Origin of the sequence: Shewanella sp. SR44-3 (assembly GCF_014163735.1) — a bacterium.
Classification (GTDB): domain Bacteria; phylum Pseudomonadota; class Gammaproteobacteria; order Enterobacterales; family Shewanellaceae; genus Shewanella.
The window spans coordinates 19,314-35,042 of sequence record NZ_JACJDV010000027.1; the positions used below are offsets into that span (position 1 = coordinate 19,314).

Genomic DNA, 15,729 nt, shown 5'->3' on the forward strand with positions numbered 1-15,729 from the left:
ATTGCTATTATCATTAGCTGTCCATGAGCAAATTGTTGGTTTTTGCTCATGACAAAATTCACCCTGTAGATCATACTCATGGAGGATCGACATTCGCAGTAAAAAAAGAAATAAGAGGCAATGAATGCATTTTTACACGGCAAGACAGCCTATTTTGAACCGTAAACAACGGGTTGTTGCTTTTGAGTTATTATTTAGAGACAGCCATAACAACTGTTTTCCTGTGGATGTGCCAGATAATGTAGCTACGGCTAAAATTTTGATAAACAGCTATATGAGCATGGATATCGAAGACATGACTGAAGGCAAACCTGCCTTGATTAATTTCCCTTCTAGTTTGCTAAAAGAGTACTTAGTCCATATTTTGCCATATAAGAATATGGTGGTTGAAGTGCTGGAAACGGTAGAGCCTAACGATGAAAACTTTGCCATTTTACGGCAGCTATTTCATCAAGGTTATTACTTAGCCTTGGATGATTTTATCTATAGCCCAGCATGGGATAGATTTTTACCTTTTTTTAAATTGATAAAAATAGATATTATTGCCACCCCCTTGGTCAAAATTGCTCATCTATTACCCCTGTTTCGCCGCTATAAAGCTAAATTACTGGCTGAAAAAGTTGAAACCATGGCGGATTTTTTACAAGCCAAAGAGCTGGGCTTTGACTATTTTCAGGGGTATTTCTTTTATAAGCCTGAAATTGTTATCGGCAATGAAATTGAATCGTCTCAGCCGTTTTTGATGTCTATTTATAGTGAGGTGATGAGGCCTAATTTTAGCTATCAAAAGCTGGAAACTTATTTCACTCAGGATATGGATTTAACCTATAAGTTATTGCGCTTTGTTAACTCTAGTTACTTTGAGCATGTTCAAGACATCTCATCAATTAAGCAGGCAATGATTTTCCTTGGCGAAGATCAGTTACGTAAGTTCGTCAGTCTGATCGTTATTGCGGAATTAAACCCAAATAAGCCGCCGGTCTTGATCCAAAATACTATGATAAGAGCGCGACTCTGTGAGGTTGTGGCTAAGGTGATGAGGCTAGACAAGCTCGCCGATGCGGCTTTTTTAATGGGATTATTTTCGACTTTAGATGCTATTTTAGACAGACCTATGGACAGGGTGCTGCGTTCTTTACCTTTAGCCCCAGAAATCAATAATGCGTTATTGCATCAACAAGGTGAGCTAGGCCAGTGTTTTGCGCTAGCTATAGCCTATATGGAAGGAGATTGGGATTATGTCACAGCAGCGGTCAATCGCCATCAAATTAATGCCCAGGAGTTAACTTTCAAGTGCAACCAAGTGTATTTATGGCTGACGGAATACCAGCGTTTTGCAGCACCAAAAGTTGGATAATCGGTTTACTTAATGCATTGAGAGTACGCTTGTATATTTATCATTATAAGGCGTTGTTATGTTGCTTTATTTTTGACCTAAATGCTTGTGGTTAATAAATTTAAGCTCAATGAATAAATATACTTGATTGATATTTAAGGTTGTTTTTTTTCATCACCCACATAGTATTAGCGTTAGGTGAATTATGCTGCTGGCATTGAGCGAACATCTAAATCATTACTAATAACGACTTTAACTCTTTAAGGTATTGATAAAGGTTGTTATTTTTATAAATTGATAAGTTTTTTGTAGTTGATAGTTGAACTGTTGTACGCTCAATTGTATTTGTAAATATAATCAATGCTTATCTTGGTAGAATAAAATTCTGTAAAATTCAAAATATTAGTTTAATAAACTATTTCATGGTCAAAGGTTGCAAACTTATACTGCGTCAGTACACTGCCGCCATGGCGTTGAGTTTTTACTCTATTGCCGACCCTAAATAGCAATCTAGTATTTGAATAGACACAGAGAATCATAATGAAAAAAACCGTGTTAACCTTGGCCATCAGCGCCTTAGTAGTAGGTTCAACCGCTCAAGTAAATGCGGCTGGTTTCCAGCTTGCAGAGTACTCAGCCACAGGTCAAGGTCGTGCTTTTGCTGGCGAAGCTGCCATGGCTGACAACGCCTCGACTCAGGCGCGCAACCCTGCCATGTTAAGCTACCTTGAAGGCCAACAAGTCTCTTTCGGTGGCATCTATGTGATGACTAATGTCGATGTTGATGGTGACGTTTCCCTACGTTCGCCATTATTTGGCGCTAATGCAGTCGTTATTCCTGCCGACGGTAAAGATGTGGCAGATAGCGCATTAGTTCCTAATTTTTACTACTCTAATCAATTAAATGCTGACTGGACTTTGGGTTTTGGCGTTAATTCTAATTATGGATTAGCCACTGAAGTACCGGCGGATCATGCCGCCGCTATTTTTGGCAGTCACACTTCGGTAAAAACTGTTGAGTTTAATCCTAATCTTGCTTATCGCGTTAATGATGCTTTCACTTTAGGTGCAGGCATACGTGTTGTTTATGGCGAAGGTGAAATTTCAGCAAGTACTCCTGCTTGGGTTGGTGCGATAGGCAGTAATCCTAATGTCCCAGTAAGCATTGCAGCACGCCTGCCTGCAGCGGGCACCAAGCTTAAGTCTATGAAAGGTGATGATATAAGCTATGGTTGGACTTTAGGTTCAAGCTGGCAAATCAATCCAAGTAACAGAATTGGTTTGGCTTACCACAGTGGCGTGGAGTTTGAGCTTGATGGTACTGCGGCAGGATTGAGCTATACCGGCGGTCAAAACGTCGATATCGAAGGTTATTTACCCCTTGAATTACCAGCATTTGCTGAACTTGCCTCTTACCATGAGTTGACTGATAACTTTGCTATTCATGCAAGTGTTAACTGGTCTCAATGGAGTGTATTTGAGCGTTTAGTGGCGCATTTCCCAGGTGATGTGAAACCTGTTGGCAACCTTGAGACAGATCTTGTAAAAGAAGAGAACTTCAAAGACAACTGGCGTTTTGCTTTAGGTTCAAGCTATCAAGTTAACAATGCCTTGTTAATTCGTGCAGGCGTAGCTTTGGATCAAACCGCTGTTGATAATGCCCATAGAACCACTACGATTCCTGACTCTGATCGCTTATGGTTTAGCACGGGTGCCGCTTATCAAGTCTCAGAAAATCTGATGATTGATTTTGCTGTGACTTATATTCGTTCAATCGGTGATGCACCGATTAATGAGAGCCAGAGTTTATTGGGTCTTGTGGATATTGGCTTTAATGGTGAAGCCAGTGGTGATGTATGGTTAGTTGGCAGCCAGATGAGCTATAAGTTCTAATTTGCAATAACTTGCCAGTTAAATAGTCTAGGGCCCTGTTTTTACAGGGCTTTTTTATTTTCTGTTTTTGATGTTTTTTCTACTGGCGCATAGTGTATTCCATGTTAGAATTCGGCGAATTTTTCCGCCTTAGGTAGCATTAAATGAACAAAGTGTGGGTGTTAATGGCTGCGGCGTTATTTAGCCAAACTAGTCATGCAAACGAAGCGCAGATCTCTACAGTTAAGCAGTTTGTTGAAGGTTTTAACCAAAAGAATGTGCAGTCGATGCAGGGTCACACCACGGATGATGTGAAATGGTTTTCTATATCTGAAGCCGCAATGGCCTTAGAAACCTCGGATAAGGAAGAGCTTGGCGAAGCAATGCAAAATTACTTCACCGGTTACAGCAGTGCCAATGCCAAAATTATTACCTTAGTTAACTCAGGAGACTTTATTAGTACCGTTGAGCAAGTGACATGGCAAAATGAAGGCAAATGGTTCATGCAGTGCAGTCTGGGTGTGTACCATTTTAAGCAGAATAAAATTTCCAGCGTCTGGTATTACCCTGCTCATGTTTGCGATGACACTAAGGCTAAGGTAAATTAAGCGGCAATATCATAGAGTTCACTCTTTAGCTTGAGCCATTGTCATAATGAATTAGCCAAGCTAAGGGAGTGTTTGCACAGGGAATGACGTTGCAACCATGGCCGATAAAACCACTCCAACTAAATATATTGTCGCCTTAGATCAAGGCACTACCAGCTCCAGAGCCATAGTATTTGATCACCAAGCTAATATTGTCGCCACTGCCCAACGTGAGTTTACTCAGCGTTATCCTCAAGCCGGCTGGGTCGAGCACGACCCAATGGAAATCTGGTCTTCCCAAAGCTCCTCCTTAATTGAAGTGTTAGCCCGAGCAGGCATTGAAACTCAGGATGTTGCGGCTATCGGCATCACTAATCAACGTGAAACTACCGTCATTTGGAATAAACGCACAGGTAAGCCTATCTATAACGCCATTGTGTGGCAATGTCGTCGTAGTCAGGGAATTTGTCAGCAGCTCAAAGCCCAAGGCCTTGAAGCTATGATCAGGCAAAAGACAGGCTTAGTGTTGGATCCCTATTTTTCAGCCAGTAAAATTAAATGGGTTTTAGATACTGTGCCCGGGGCGCGAGCCCAAGCTGAGGCGGGCGAGCTATTATTTGGCACTATAGATACTTGGCTGGTCTGGAAACTGACTCATGGGGCTGTGCATGTTACTGAGCCCACCAATGCCTCACGGACTATGTTGTTTAATATTCATAGCCAAAGTTGGGATCAAGAGTTGCTCGAAGCCTTTGATATTCCACCGTCATTATTACCCCAAGTAAAACCTTCCTGCGCCATTTATGGCCACACAGATATCGTTGGTGGCCAGATTGCTATTGCTGGTATGGCAGGGGATCAGCAAGCGGCATTATTTGGTCAGTTATGTGTAGAGCAAGGCATGGTGAAAAATACCTACGGCACAGGTTGTTTTCTGTTGATGAATACCGGTGAACAAGCGGTTACCTCACAACATGGCTTACTGACTACGGTTGCCATTGGGCCGCAAACTCAGGTTAATTATGCCTTGGAAGGGGCGGTGTTTATGGGCGGCGCGGTTATTCAGTGGCTCAGAGATGAAATGGCCATGATTGAACATGCCAGAGACAGCCAAACCTTAGCTAAGCAAGTGTCAGATACCAACGGGGTGTATTTAGTGCCCGCGTTTGTGGGGCTCGGCGCGCCTTATTGGGATGCCGATGCAAGAGGGGCGTTAGTAGGCTTGACTCGAGGGGCTAATCGTAAGCACATAGTGCGCGCTGCGTTAGAGGCCATCGCCTATCAGAGTCGCGATGTACTCGATGCTATGGTGAAGGACTCTGGGGTTGATATCAAACAAATCCGCGTGGACGGCGGCGCGGTAGAAAATGATTTTTTAATGCAATTTCAATCAGACATTACTAACGTCACTGTGATCCGTCCAAAAAATACTGAGACTACGGCCATGGGAGCGGCTTTCCTTGCGGGCCTTGCTGTTGGGGTATGGGAGTCGATTGAAGAGCTGCACAATATCACCAATATCGACAAAACATTTAACGCCAATATGACAGATGTTGAGCGAGATGGTCGTTATCTTGGTTGGCAGAATGCTGTGAAGCAGGTGATGACGACAGAGGCTTAACGGAGCCAGAATTAAGCTGATAATTGACTCACACCTCGATATCTATGTGCTTAATGTGCTCGCCATTGGGGAGCACGATATCCGTGTCATCGCTAGCTGTCTTGTTATGAGCAGCTGCGCTGTTTGCATCGGCAGTGTCATCATTAGAGATTTCAACGCCCGCAATGACAACACTCGTCTTTTCGATGCTCTGCATTTCAATATGCGGAGCCCCGCCGGTAGTTGCATCTATGTTGCCTGAGTTTGTTGAAGTCTTTTCTTTAGCTTTTATAAGGTTAGGCTTTATTCTGGCTTCTTGCTGAGTGTCAGCATTTGGTGGCAACTGTGATTGAGGTGACTCATGGCTATCTGGGTGTATATCGTCTGTGAGACTCACCTTGCTCACATTACGTTTGCGGTTGTAAAGCGCCTGCACGGGTCTGGCAAGCATGGCGTAAATGCTGTCTAAGCCCATATAACCTCCATTTTGTCTGTATTGCTAGTATATCCTTATATCGGCCTTACTTGCTGTTTTTTTAATCACTCCATGTGCTTAACTGCCCTAGAGTCGCTAGGGCGATGTTGAGTTCTGTTCGTTCAGGGATGAGCGCTTGGCAATCAGCAGCATCATGCTGACAACTGAGTCGATAGCCTTTATCCAGTTTACGGCGACTAATTTTAGCCAGGTCAGCTTCTTGGGCGATGGGCGCAGTTCCCATAAAGCGCACCATGCATAAACCGCAACTGCCACCGCCACCACACTGAGTTGCAATCCGCTCTTTGGGGTGATTTAAACTTGTCAGTAACATCCCTGGTTGCAATGACAAACGACTCAAAGGCTCATCGTGCTTACCAAATACTTGGATACAGCTCGGCTTAAATCCTTGCTGGAAATATGACTTGAGAGAGAAATGACCTTGATAGAGGCGTTTTATAAGTAAGGCCGCGCCGCTTATGCCCAGTAATAAACTCAATAAGGCGACAATTTGAGTCCACAGGTGATTAAAGCTCAAGCCGTTGTCGGGGGCATAATCCATAAAGTGCAGCATGAATAACCACTCTTTAATGTTACTGCGGCTGTTCTTATGGGCTAAGACTTCTCCTGATGCACCATTAAGATAAATCCGCGTTTGCGCCTCATCATTCACTGTCACTAGATAGACTGGATCTTGAGTTTGAAAGCCGCCTTCCCCATGTTGCAGTAATTGCGGCGCAGAAAAGTGAAGCTTAGCTATATGAGGCTGGGCGATAGTTTCCAGTGGCTCAGAATTTTGCTGTGGCTCAGAGTCTTGCTGTAACCGAGAGGATTGCAGCGGCCAGGGCTGATAACTGCTGCGGGCAAGCTCGGCTAACATCTTAAGATCCCAACTGACAGGGTTAAAGTCTGCAGTGGAGCCCATTGCCCAATAATAAGCTGTCTGCGGCGGGGTTAACTGAAGCTTGTCTTTAAGCAACAATTTGTACATAGGTTTGCCATGAACCTGTATCAGCTCCACGCTCAAAAGGTGCTGGTTCGGTAACTTGGCGGCTAAGGTTGCTAGGCTCATCATCGGGGGTTGATTTATACCCAGAGCAACGGGCTTGGCTTGGTTTCGATGCAATTCGGTATTAAACACCTCACTTGGAATAAGGTTTAGCGCAAGACCAGATACAATCCACAGCAATAACTGCAAGCCTATCAGCAGCGCGAGCCATTTATGTAGTACTTGCCAGCGTAAAGCCATCATGGTGCCTCCCCTTTGTGAGTGCTAACTAACGGATTGGCAGAAGCGTTATGGGTAGCTGGGGCGGCTCTAAAGCTGATGTAAGTTAAGGCTATGCCAGCAAGGGCCGTGAGCAAGGCAACTAAAGCCATGATGGTGAGCAAGGGATTATGGATATCCGAGCGGGTGTCATAATCCATGATGTGCAGCATCCACATTATGTCGAATAAACGCCAGTAATCATGGCGCTTGCTCACTAAGGCGCCGGTGTTTGCATTGAGATAGAGGCTGGCATTGAGATTACTTTCGAAGTTCACTTGCCACACAGGTAATATCCGTGGGCTGATTTCAGCGGGTGGATTATCAAGGTAGAGGGTGGCATTGCTAGGCTTATCTTCACCTCGATAATAGGTTTGCGCGTAAGCGGTGGCTTGAGCTTGCGTCAATAAAGCTGGTGTTTGGCCAGTCGTTGCACTAAGCAGTAGCGGCTTACCGTCGACGGTAAGCTGATAATAGGCTAAGCCATGCACGGCAAAAAGCCTGAGTTGACTGGCATCAGGGTAGCGCGCCAATACCTCATCGAGTGCTAGGCTGAGTTTATCGGTATTAATGGGCTCACTTTTTTGCGCCACTAAACTATCGCCATGAATAAAATCAATATCCATCACCACCATATAAACTCCTGAGCCAAGCCAGAGCAGTAATTGAATAGCGCTAAATAATGCTAGCCACTTATGAGCTCGGCGAATTTGGTGAGATACAGACATAACCTAGAGGACTCGTCGCTTTAAATGTGAGTAACATAAAATTTTAACGATCTTTTTACCACTAAGTTGCGATAAAAAACGATAAATTTGCCTGATTAAGTCAGTTTTCTGGCGAGTTTATTGCCAACTCTTATCTAGGTTAGGTAAAAATTTAACCATATATGTCTATGGTTTCTTTGATTTACCTCTATTCAAGCCACTTTTTACCACCCTATTTATTGACGCAAAAATTTGCTTCTAACCCGCTTGGCTGCTGGATTTATAATATCCATACATAGCTTGACAAGACTTGTAGACTATCCCTAAACTTAGCATTCGTGGAGAAATGTGGTTTTTTGTGGATCTATTCGTTTCATTTGAAAAAACAAGGATGAAATATCGTGTTTCGAGGTGCTAGTGCCATCAATATGGATGCCAAGGGGCGGATCGCGATTCCAATGCGATACCGGGACCCGCTGCATGTCCATGGCGCAGGGCTTATCGTTGTCACTATAGATATCCAATCTCAATGCCTTTTAATCTACCCTCTGCAAGAATGGGAGTTGATTGAAGCGAAGTTGTTAACCCTTTCTGATACTAACCCAGTAGAACGTTCTTTTAAGCGTAGGCTTTTAGGCCATGCCCATGAGTGCGAGCTTGATAGTCTCGGCCGTGTGTTAATTCCGCCGACATTAAGGCAGTATGCTGGTCTGGATAAAAAGGCCATGTTGGTCGGTTTACTGAATAAATTTGAATTATGGGATGAAGCTGCTTGGCAACAACAAATGGATGACAGTCAAACACTGATCCAAAGCCAAGATCTTAGCAGCCAAGACAGATTGGCCGATTTCTCACTGTAAGCACAATAACTAAATAAGAAGACACTAATGAGTCAAGAGTTTGCCCACTTATCCGTATTACTCAAAGAAACGGTAGATGGCTTAAATATCCAGCCAGATGGCATCTATATTGATGGCACCTTTGGTCGTGGTGGGCATTCGCGCCATGTATTAAGTCATTTAGGCCCAAATGGTCGCTTAATCGCTATCGACAGAGATCCGCAAGCCATTGAGGCTGCAAAGCAGTTTGCTGACGATCCTAGGTTTCAAATCGTCCATGGTGGTTTTGGCCAGCTGGCAGAGTATGTGGCAGAGCTTGAACTTGTGGGTAAGATTGATGGTGTGCTGCTGGATTTAGGGGTGTCATCGCCGCAACTTGATGATGCCGAGCGTGGCTTTAGTTTCCTGCGTGACGGCCCATTAGATATGCGCATGGATAACAGCCAAGGCCAGACAGCTGCCCAGTGGATAGCCCGCGCCGAAATTGAAGATATGGCATGGGTATTTAAAACCTACGGCGAAGAGAAAAATTCTCGTCATATTGCCCGCTGTATTGCTGCAGATCGCGAGAAAACGCCGTTTCTGCGAACCAAAGATTTGGCCGATTTAATCGCACGTATCACTAAAAACAAAGAACGTAATAAGCACCCAGCAACACGGGTGTTTCAGGCTATTCGTATTTACATCAATAGCGAACTTGAGCAAATTGATCAGGCCTTAGAAGGCGCCGTCAATGTGCTTGCTCCTCACGGGCGGCTGTCGATTATCAGTTTTCACTCATTAGAAGATCGCATGGTGAAGCGTTTTATGCGCCGCCATAGCCAAGGCGAAAGTGTGCCACATGGATTGCCGATCACTGAAGCTGAAATCAATAAATCTAAAAAATTAAAGACCTTAGGCAAAGCCATGAAACCTTCAGAGCTTGAAGTTGAGCAAAACCCAAGGGCACGTAGTTCAGTGTTACGGGTTGCTGAGCGGTTGGATTATTAAGGCAGGAGTGGGTTGTGAGTCAATCGCCATTGAAATTGTCCCGCTTGGTTTTACAGGATATTTGGCTGCATAAATGGGTGCTGTTACTGTCAATAATAGTGATTTCCAACGCTGTAGTTGTGGTGTATACCAGCCACATGAGCCGTAAATTGACCTCACAATGGGACTTTTTATTGCAAGAACGTGACAGGCTGGATATCGAGTGGCGCAATTTATTATTAGAAGAACAATCGCAATCTGAACACAGTCGAGTAACGCGGATAGCAACTAAGGATCTGGATATGACCAGACCGCTACCGAGCCAAGAGGTGGTCATCAGACTTCAATGAGATAGGAATAATGGCTAAACAAGCGAAGCTAAAAGCAAAAAAAACCAATCCAGAACTCATTCCATGGCGTTTATACGTAGTGGTGGGTTTTGTGCTGCTGTTATTTACCAGTTTGCTTGCACGCGCGGCTTATATTCAAGTCATTGAGCCCGACAGATTGCGCTATGAAAGTGACATGCGCACCCTAAGAACCAGCAGTAATCAGGTTCAGCGTGGGCTTATTACCGACAGAAATGGTGAGATGTTAGCGGTTAGTGTCCCTGTAATGGCGGTATGGGCCGATCCTAAGCATTCGTTTGATCAAGATGCATTCAAAGATATGCGCCGTTGGCAAGCTCTGGCTGATGTGCTGCAAGAGCCTGTGGATGAAGTTGTTAACAAAGTTAAGCGGGATCCTAAAAGACGTTTTATCTATCTAAAGCGCCAAGTCACCTCAGCGGTTGCCGATTATATTAAGCAGTTAAAAATTGGTGGCATTTACCTTAAAGCTGAATCTCGCCGTTATTACCCCGCAGGTGAAACGGCGGCGCAGCTTATCGGCATTACAAATATTGATGATGTGGGCATTGAGGGCATAGAAAATACCTATAATGACTGGCTTACGGGGACGCCCAGCAAGCAAAAAGTGCGCAAGTCTCGCGATGGTCAAGTGGTTGAGCGCCTCGATATAGTCGAGGAAGGCGAGAGCTCAAATGATTTAGTGCTCAGTATTGATCAGCGTTTACAGCAATTAGCTTATCGCGAGCTAAAACGCGCCACAGAAATGAACCAAGCCACTTCAGGCTCTGCAATTATCATAGATGTGCATACCGGTGAAGTGATGGCCATGGTCAACACCCCCTCATATAACCCCAATGCACGGGACAATTTACAGTCTCACCGTATGCGTAATCGTGCCTTAACCGATACCTTTGAGCCCGGCTCGACCATTAAGCCTTTTGCTATGGTTGCCGCTTTAGAAGCGGGCGCGATTAAAGCGGATGATGTGATTGCCACATCACCAGGCTGGATGCGCGTTGGCGGACGCCAAGTGCGAGACGTTGTTAATTATGGCGATATGTCACTGGCTAAAATTTTGGTTAAATCCAGTAACGTCGGCATTAGTAAGGTCGCGCTAGCCATTCCAGTAGAGCAGCTACTTGGCACTTATCAAGCCATGGGCTTAGGGAATTATTCTGGCATTAATCTTGGTGGTGAAAGCGCAGGCGTTATTCATGACCGTCGCCGCTGGTCTGATTTTGAACGTGCGACTTTATCTTATGGTTATGGCTTAACTGCCACGCCACTGCAATTAGCGCGCATGTATGCCACTTTAGGTAGTGGCGGTATATCCTATCCCGTGTCAGTACTTAAACTCAGACAAGCCCCTAAAGGCGAGCGTGTTATCGACGAGAAAGTCGCTCGCGATGTGATGCAAATGCTGGTGGGCGTTACTGAAAAAGGCGGCACAGCAACTCAGGCTCATATTGAAGGCTATCCCATTGCAGGTAAAACCGGTACCAGTCGTAAAGCGGTTGCTGGTGGTTATGGTGACAATTATGTCTCGCTGTTTGCTGGGGTTGCGCCTGTACACAACCCAAGACTTGCGATTGCGATAGTGATCAATGAGCCTAAGGGCGATCGTTATCATGGCGGCGATGTGGCAGGTCCTGCCTTTGGTAAAATTATGTCGGCAGCATTGCAAATGCTGAATGTGGAGCCCATTACTGAGCGCGAACAAGTGCAACTTGCAGCTGCGCCTAGGAGGGCTCAATAATGCGTTTAAGTGATATTTTAGCACCTTGGTTTCATTATGCTGGCGTTGAGTCAGCCTCAAGCTTAAACCTAGATAGCCGCAAGGTCACTCAGGGGGGCTTATTTATCGCCTTGCCTGGGCATCAAGTGGATGGGCGTACTTATATCGAGCAAGCTAAAGCCCAAGGCGCGGTAGCGGCTTTAGTGCATACTGACGATCCTGATTCTCATGGCAAAGTCGAAAACTTAGGTAGCGGCATGACGCCGTGGCCAGTTATCAATTTCTTTCAGTTAAATAGTCAGCTTTCAGCGGTTGCAGCGCAGTTTTACCCACTAATGCCACAAAACGCGCAACAAAAAATGGCATTAATCGGCATTACTGGCACCAACGGTAAAACCTCTGTTAGCCAGTTAATTGCTCAGCTTACCTGTTTATTGGGCGGTAAAGCTGCGGTGATGGGCACCTTAGGCAATGGCTTATGGGGTGAGTTAATTGATAGCGGCAATACCACAGCAGATGCTGTGACCATTATGGCTCAGCTGAATGCTTTTAATGCCAAAGGCTGCGATGTTTGCGCCATGGAAGTATCAAGCCATGGTTTAGTGCAAAGCCGCGTTACGGCAGTGCCCTTTGATATTGCGGTATTCACCAATTTAACTCGTGACCACCTTGATTATCATGGCGATATGGCCTCTTACGCCAGTGCGAAAAAGCGTCTATTTCAATTCGCAAGCCTCAAACATGCACTGCTAAATCTTGATGATGCAACTGGTGCTCGGTGGTTTGCTGATCTCCCAGTTACTAAGCGTAAAGGCTTTAGCGTCAAGGCCGATTCTCAGGCCAGTTATTACACTGATGCACTTCATTTCGATGATGCCGGTGTGCAAGCCGATATTTATTACTATCAATGGAATGAAACTGCGTCAAGCCCCCATAAGGCACGCTTGGTATCACCGCTACTAGGCGAGTTTAATCTGTCTAATTTGTTGGCTGCCATTGCAGCATTACACCTTCAAGGTGTGGCGATGGCGGATTTATTAAGTGTTACCCCAATGCTAGTGCCTGTTGCTGGGCGAATGGAGCGCTTTCCCCTGCCACAAGGTGCCAGCTTAGTGGTGGATTATGCCCACACGCCAGATGCCATTGAGCAAGCTCTCAAAGCGCTACGTATTCATTGCCATGGACAGTTATGGTGTGTGTTTGGTTGTGGCGGCGATAGAGACAAAGGCAAGCGTCCCTTGATGGCCCAAGCGGCGGAGCGGTTTGCCGATAAGTTAATGGTTACTAGTGACAATGCCCGCAGTGAGGCCCCAGGCGACATCATTAGTGATGTGCTTAAGGGCTTAACTCAGCCTGATAATGCCTTAATAGAAGTGGATAGGACGAGTGCTGTTAAGCTGGTTGCAACACTGGCAAAGCCAGGAGATATCGTGCTATTGGCGGGAAAAGGGCATGAAACCTATCAAGAAATAGCCGGGCAGCGTTTAGATTATGACGAGCGCGCCTTGGCATTGGCTTTATCTCAGGTGGCATTATGATTGAATTAACCTTGGCTGCATTAGCAGCGCATTTAAATGCTAAACATCTTGGCGCAGATTTGACGATTGCAAATGTCAGTACTGACAGCCGTGCAATCCCAGCATCTTGTTTATTCGTCGCCCTTAAAGGTGAACGTTTCGATGGCCATGATTTTGCCGCAACAGCCATAGATAATGGCGCGAAAGCGCTGTTGGTTGAACGTGAGCTTGCAGTGGATATTCCCCAACTTGTCGTTGCAAATAGTCAAAAAGCCATGGGTGAAATTGGCGCGCTTATACGCCAAATCGTCTCACCTAAATGTGTGGCATTAACGGGCTCAAACGGTAAGACCAGTGTTAAGGAAATGGTCGCGAGCATTTTGTCTCAAGCGCATCAAGTGCTTTACACTGCAGGCAACTTTAACAATGAAATTGGCGTGCCGTTAACCTTACTACGCTTAACTCAGGGCGATGAGTATGGGGTATTTGAACTGGGCGCTAATCATAAGGGGGAAATCGACTATACCTCTTCATTAGTGCGTCCGAGTGTTGCTCTGGTTAACAACATAGGTAGTGCTCATTTAGAAGGTTTTGGCTCCATTGAAGGGATCGCCGAGGCAAAATCGGAAATTTTTAATCATTTAAGTGCTGATGGCGTTGCGGTTATTAATGCCGATGATGCATTTTTTGGATTGATGCAAACTAAGGCCGCAGCCTTTAAGCAACTGAGCTTTTCCCGTGAGGCTAATACGCACGCAGACATTAAGGCTACTGCACTTAAGATGGATGTTGCAGGTTGTTATGGCTTTATTATTAATTATCAACAGCAACAACTTGCAGTGCAATTGCCTTTGGCTGGCATTCATCAAGTCAGTAATGCACTTGCCGCTAGCGCCATGTGTTTAGCGCTTGGTATTAGCTTGAGTGAGGTCGTCAGTGGCCTTTCAGCGCTTGCACCAGTGAAAGGCCGAATGCAGCCTCACCCCTTAGGGCGTCTGTTGGTCATCGATGACAGTTATAACGCCAACCCTAGTTCTGTCAGCGCCGCCATAGACTGGCTTAAAAATCGTGATGGTTTTTGTTGTTTAGTGCTGGGAGATTTGGGTGAATTAGGCGACAATGCCGCCCTTTTACATAAACAAGTCGGCCAACAGGCAAAAGAAGCACAAATTGATGGGCTATTTTGTTGTGGCAGCTTGACCGAACATACCAGTTTAGCCTTTGGCAGCCAGCATTATGCTGAGCTGCCTGCTTTGCTTGTGGAATTAACATCGGTCATTAAGGCAAATCGCGGTACCGTTACTGTGTTGGTTAAAGGCTCTCGCAGTGCGCGGATGGAAAGAGTGGTAGAGAATTTATTAAATGCTTACGAGCATGGGGAGTTAGTGTAGATGCTGGTTTATCTAGCCGAATATTTAACCCAATTTCACACTGGGTTTAACGTGTTTTCTTATGTGACATTTCGCGCCATCTTAGGCTTGTTGACTGCATTAGTGTTCAGTCTCTGGTGTGGTCCCATACTTATCCGTCGTTTGCAGTTATTGCAAATCGGTCAAGTAGTACGTAATGACGGCCCAGAATCTCATTTCTCTAAGCGCGGCACCCCAACCATGGGGGGGCTGCTAATCCTCGCGGGTATTTTTGTCAGCGTGTTGCTGTGGGGCGATCTTGAAAGCCGCTATGTGCTAGTAATGCTGTTTGTTTTAGGTAGCTTCGGCACTATTGGTTTTATCGATGATTATCGTAAAGTGGTGCGTAAAGACACTAAAGGTTTAATTGCCCGTTGGAAGTATATTCTTCAGTCTTTAGCTGCGCTTGTGGTTGCAGTGTTCTTGTATAGCAGCTCAACCTTGCCAGGTGAAACCCAGCTTGTGGTGCCATTTTTTAAAGACGTGATGCCGCAATTGGGATTGGTCTTCATAGTGCTGGCTTATTTCACTATTGTTGGTGCCAGTAATGCGGTTAACCTGACTGATGGGTTGGATGGTTTAGCGATTATGCCCACAGTCATGGTGGCTGGTGCGTTTGCACTTATCGCGTATTTATCGGGTCACGTACAGTTCGCTAATTATTTGCACATTCCTCATCTACCTGAAGCGGGTGAGCTAGTGATAGTCTGCACCGCCATTGTGGGCGCTGGCCTTGGTTTCTTATGGTTTAACACTTATCCAGCACAAGTCTTTATGGGGGATGTGGGGTCGCTGGCGTTAGGCGCCGCATTAGGTGCAATTGCTGTACTGGTACGTCAAGAGATCCTGTTAGTGATCATGGGCGGTGTATTCGTCATGGAAACTGTGTCAGTGATTTTGCAGGTGGGTTCTTACAAGTTGCGTGGTCAGCGTATTTTCCGTATGGCACCAATTCATCACCACTATGAGCTTAAAGGTTGGCCCGAGCCACGCGTTATCGTGCGCTTTTGGATTATCTCACTGTTTTTAGTGTTACTTGGCCTAGCCACGTTGAAGTTAAGGTAAC

The 15,729-nt window shown here is 45.4% G+C and carries 14 protein-coding genes; 11 read left to right on the forward strand and 3 right to left on the reverse strand.

Translation table 11 applies throughout. The features are described 5' to 3' along the window. Positions 1-124 precede the first annotated feature (124 nt). The 4 genes from H5073_RS13045 (at position 125) to glpK (ending at position 5,416) form a co-directional block, all read left to right on the forward strand. A complete protein-coding gene (locus tag H5073_RS13045; protein ID WP_182680007.1) occupies positions 125-1,357 on the forward strand; it encodes an EAL and HDOD domain-containing protein in 1,233 nt (410 codons plus the stop codon). Positions 1,358-1,876: 519 nt separating this feature from the next. Then, the gene (locus H5073_RS13050; RefSeq protein WP_182680008.1) at positions 1,877-3,229 is read left to right on the forward strand and encodes an outer membrane protein transport protein; all 1,353 of its coding nucleotides are present in this window, start codon (positions 1,877-1,879) and stop codon (positions 3,227-3,229) included. A 143-nt stretch (positions 3,230-3,372) separates the two neighbouring features. Continuing rightward, positions 3,373-3,816: a nuclear transport factor 2 family protein gene (locus H5073_RS13055; RefSeq protein WP_182680009.1), complete on the forward strand. Its 444-nt coding sequence runs from the start codon at positions 3,373-3,375 to the stop codon at positions 3,814-3,816. 97 nt (positions 3,817-3,913) lie between these two features. After that, a complete protein-coding gene (gene glpK, locus H5073_RS13060; RefSeq protein WP_182680010.1) occupies positions 3,914-5,416 on the forward strand; it encodes a glycerol kinase GlpK in 1,503 nt (500 codons plus the stop codon). A 28-nt stretch (positions 5,417-5,444) separates the two neighbouring features. On the opposite strand, the gene H5073_RS13065 is transcribed toward glpK, so the two are convergent. From H5073_RS13065 to H5073_RS13075, 3 genes are all read right to left on the reverse strand, one after another. Further along, the gene (locus H5073_RS13065; protein ID WP_182680011.1) at positions 5,445-5,870 is read right to left on the reverse strand and encodes a hypothetical protein; all 426 of its coding nucleotides are present in this window, start codon (positions 5,868-5,870) and stop codon (positions 5,445-5,447) included. A gap of 61 nt (positions 5,871-5,931) precedes the next feature. Further along, positions 5,932-7,122: a PepSY domain-containing protein gene (locus H5073_RS13070; RefSeq protein WP_182680012.1), complete on the reverse strand. Its 1,191-nt coding sequence runs from the start codon at positions 7,120-7,122 to the stop codon at positions 5,932-5,934. Continuing rightward, complete coding sequence (locus H5073_RS13075) at positions 7,119-7,865, reverse strand: PepSY domain-containing protein (protein ID WP_182680013.1); 747 nt, start codon at positions 7,863-7,865, stop codon at positions 7,119-7,121. Before H5073_RS13075 ends, H5073_RS13070 begins: the two co-directional genes overlap by 4 nt. A gap of 380 nt (positions 7,866-8,245) precedes the next feature. On the opposite strand from H5073_RS13075, the gene mraZ reads away from it, so the two are divergent. The 7 genes from mraZ to mraY are packed head-to-tail and all read left to right on the forward strand — an operon-like array spanning position 8,246 to position 15,728. Then, positions 8,246-8,704 (forward strand): division/cell wall cluster transcriptional repressor MraZ, encoded by a 459-nt coding sequence (gene mraZ, locus H5073_RS13080; RefSeq protein ID WP_182680014.1) that lies wholly within the window; start codon positions 8,246-8,248, stop codon positions 8,702-8,704. A 27-nt stretch (positions 8,705-8,731) separates the two neighbouring features. Beyond that, on the forward strand, positions 8,732-9,673 hold the full coding sequence (gene rsmH / locus H5073_RS13085) for a 16S rRNA (cytosine(1402)-N(4))-methyltransferase RsmH (RefSeq protein ID WP_182680015.1): 942 nt from the start codon (positions 8,732-8,734) through the stop codon (positions 9,671-9,673). A gap of 14 nt (positions 9,674-9,687) precedes the next feature. Beyond that, complete coding sequence (gene ftsL, locus H5073_RS13090; protein ID WP_182680016.1) at positions 9,688-10,002, forward strand: cell division protein FtsL; 315 nt, start codon at positions 9,688-9,690, stop codon at positions 10,000-10,002. A gap of 10 nt (positions 10,003-10,012) precedes the next feature. After that, the gene (locus H5073_RS13095; protein ID WP_182680017.1) at positions 10,013-11,758 is read left to right on the forward strand and encodes a penicillin-binding transpeptidase domain-containing protein; all 1,746 of its coding nucleotides are present in this window, start codon (positions 10,013-10,015) and stop codon (positions 11,756-11,758) included. Next, positions 11,755-13,275 (forward strand): UDP-N-acetylmuramoyl-L-alanyl-D-glutamate--2,6-diaminopimelate ligase, encoded by a 1,521-nt coding sequence (murE, locus tag H5073_RS13100; RefSeq protein WP_182680030.1) that lies wholly within the window; start codon positions 11,755-11,757, stop codon positions 13,273-13,275. The genes H5073_RS13095 and murE overlap by 4 nt, the downstream gene beginning before the upstream one ends. Next, positions 13,272-14,645 (forward strand): UDP-N-acetylmuramoyl-tripeptide--D-alanyl-D-alanine ligase, encoded by a 1,374-nt coding sequence (gene murF / locus H5073_RS13105; protein ID WP_182680018.1) that lies wholly within the window; start codon positions 13,272-13,274, stop codon positions 14,643-14,645. Before murE ends, murF begins: the two co-directional genes overlap by 4 nt. Next, positions 14,646-15,728 carry a phospho-N-acetylmuramoyl-pentapeptide-transferase gene (gene mraY / locus H5073_RS13110; RefSeq protein WP_182680019.1) on the forward strand — a complete coding sequence of 361 codons (1,083 nt, stop codon included), beginning with the start codon at positions 14,646-14,648 and terminating at the stop codon, positions 15,726-15,728. Position 15,729: the final 1 nt, after the last annotated feature.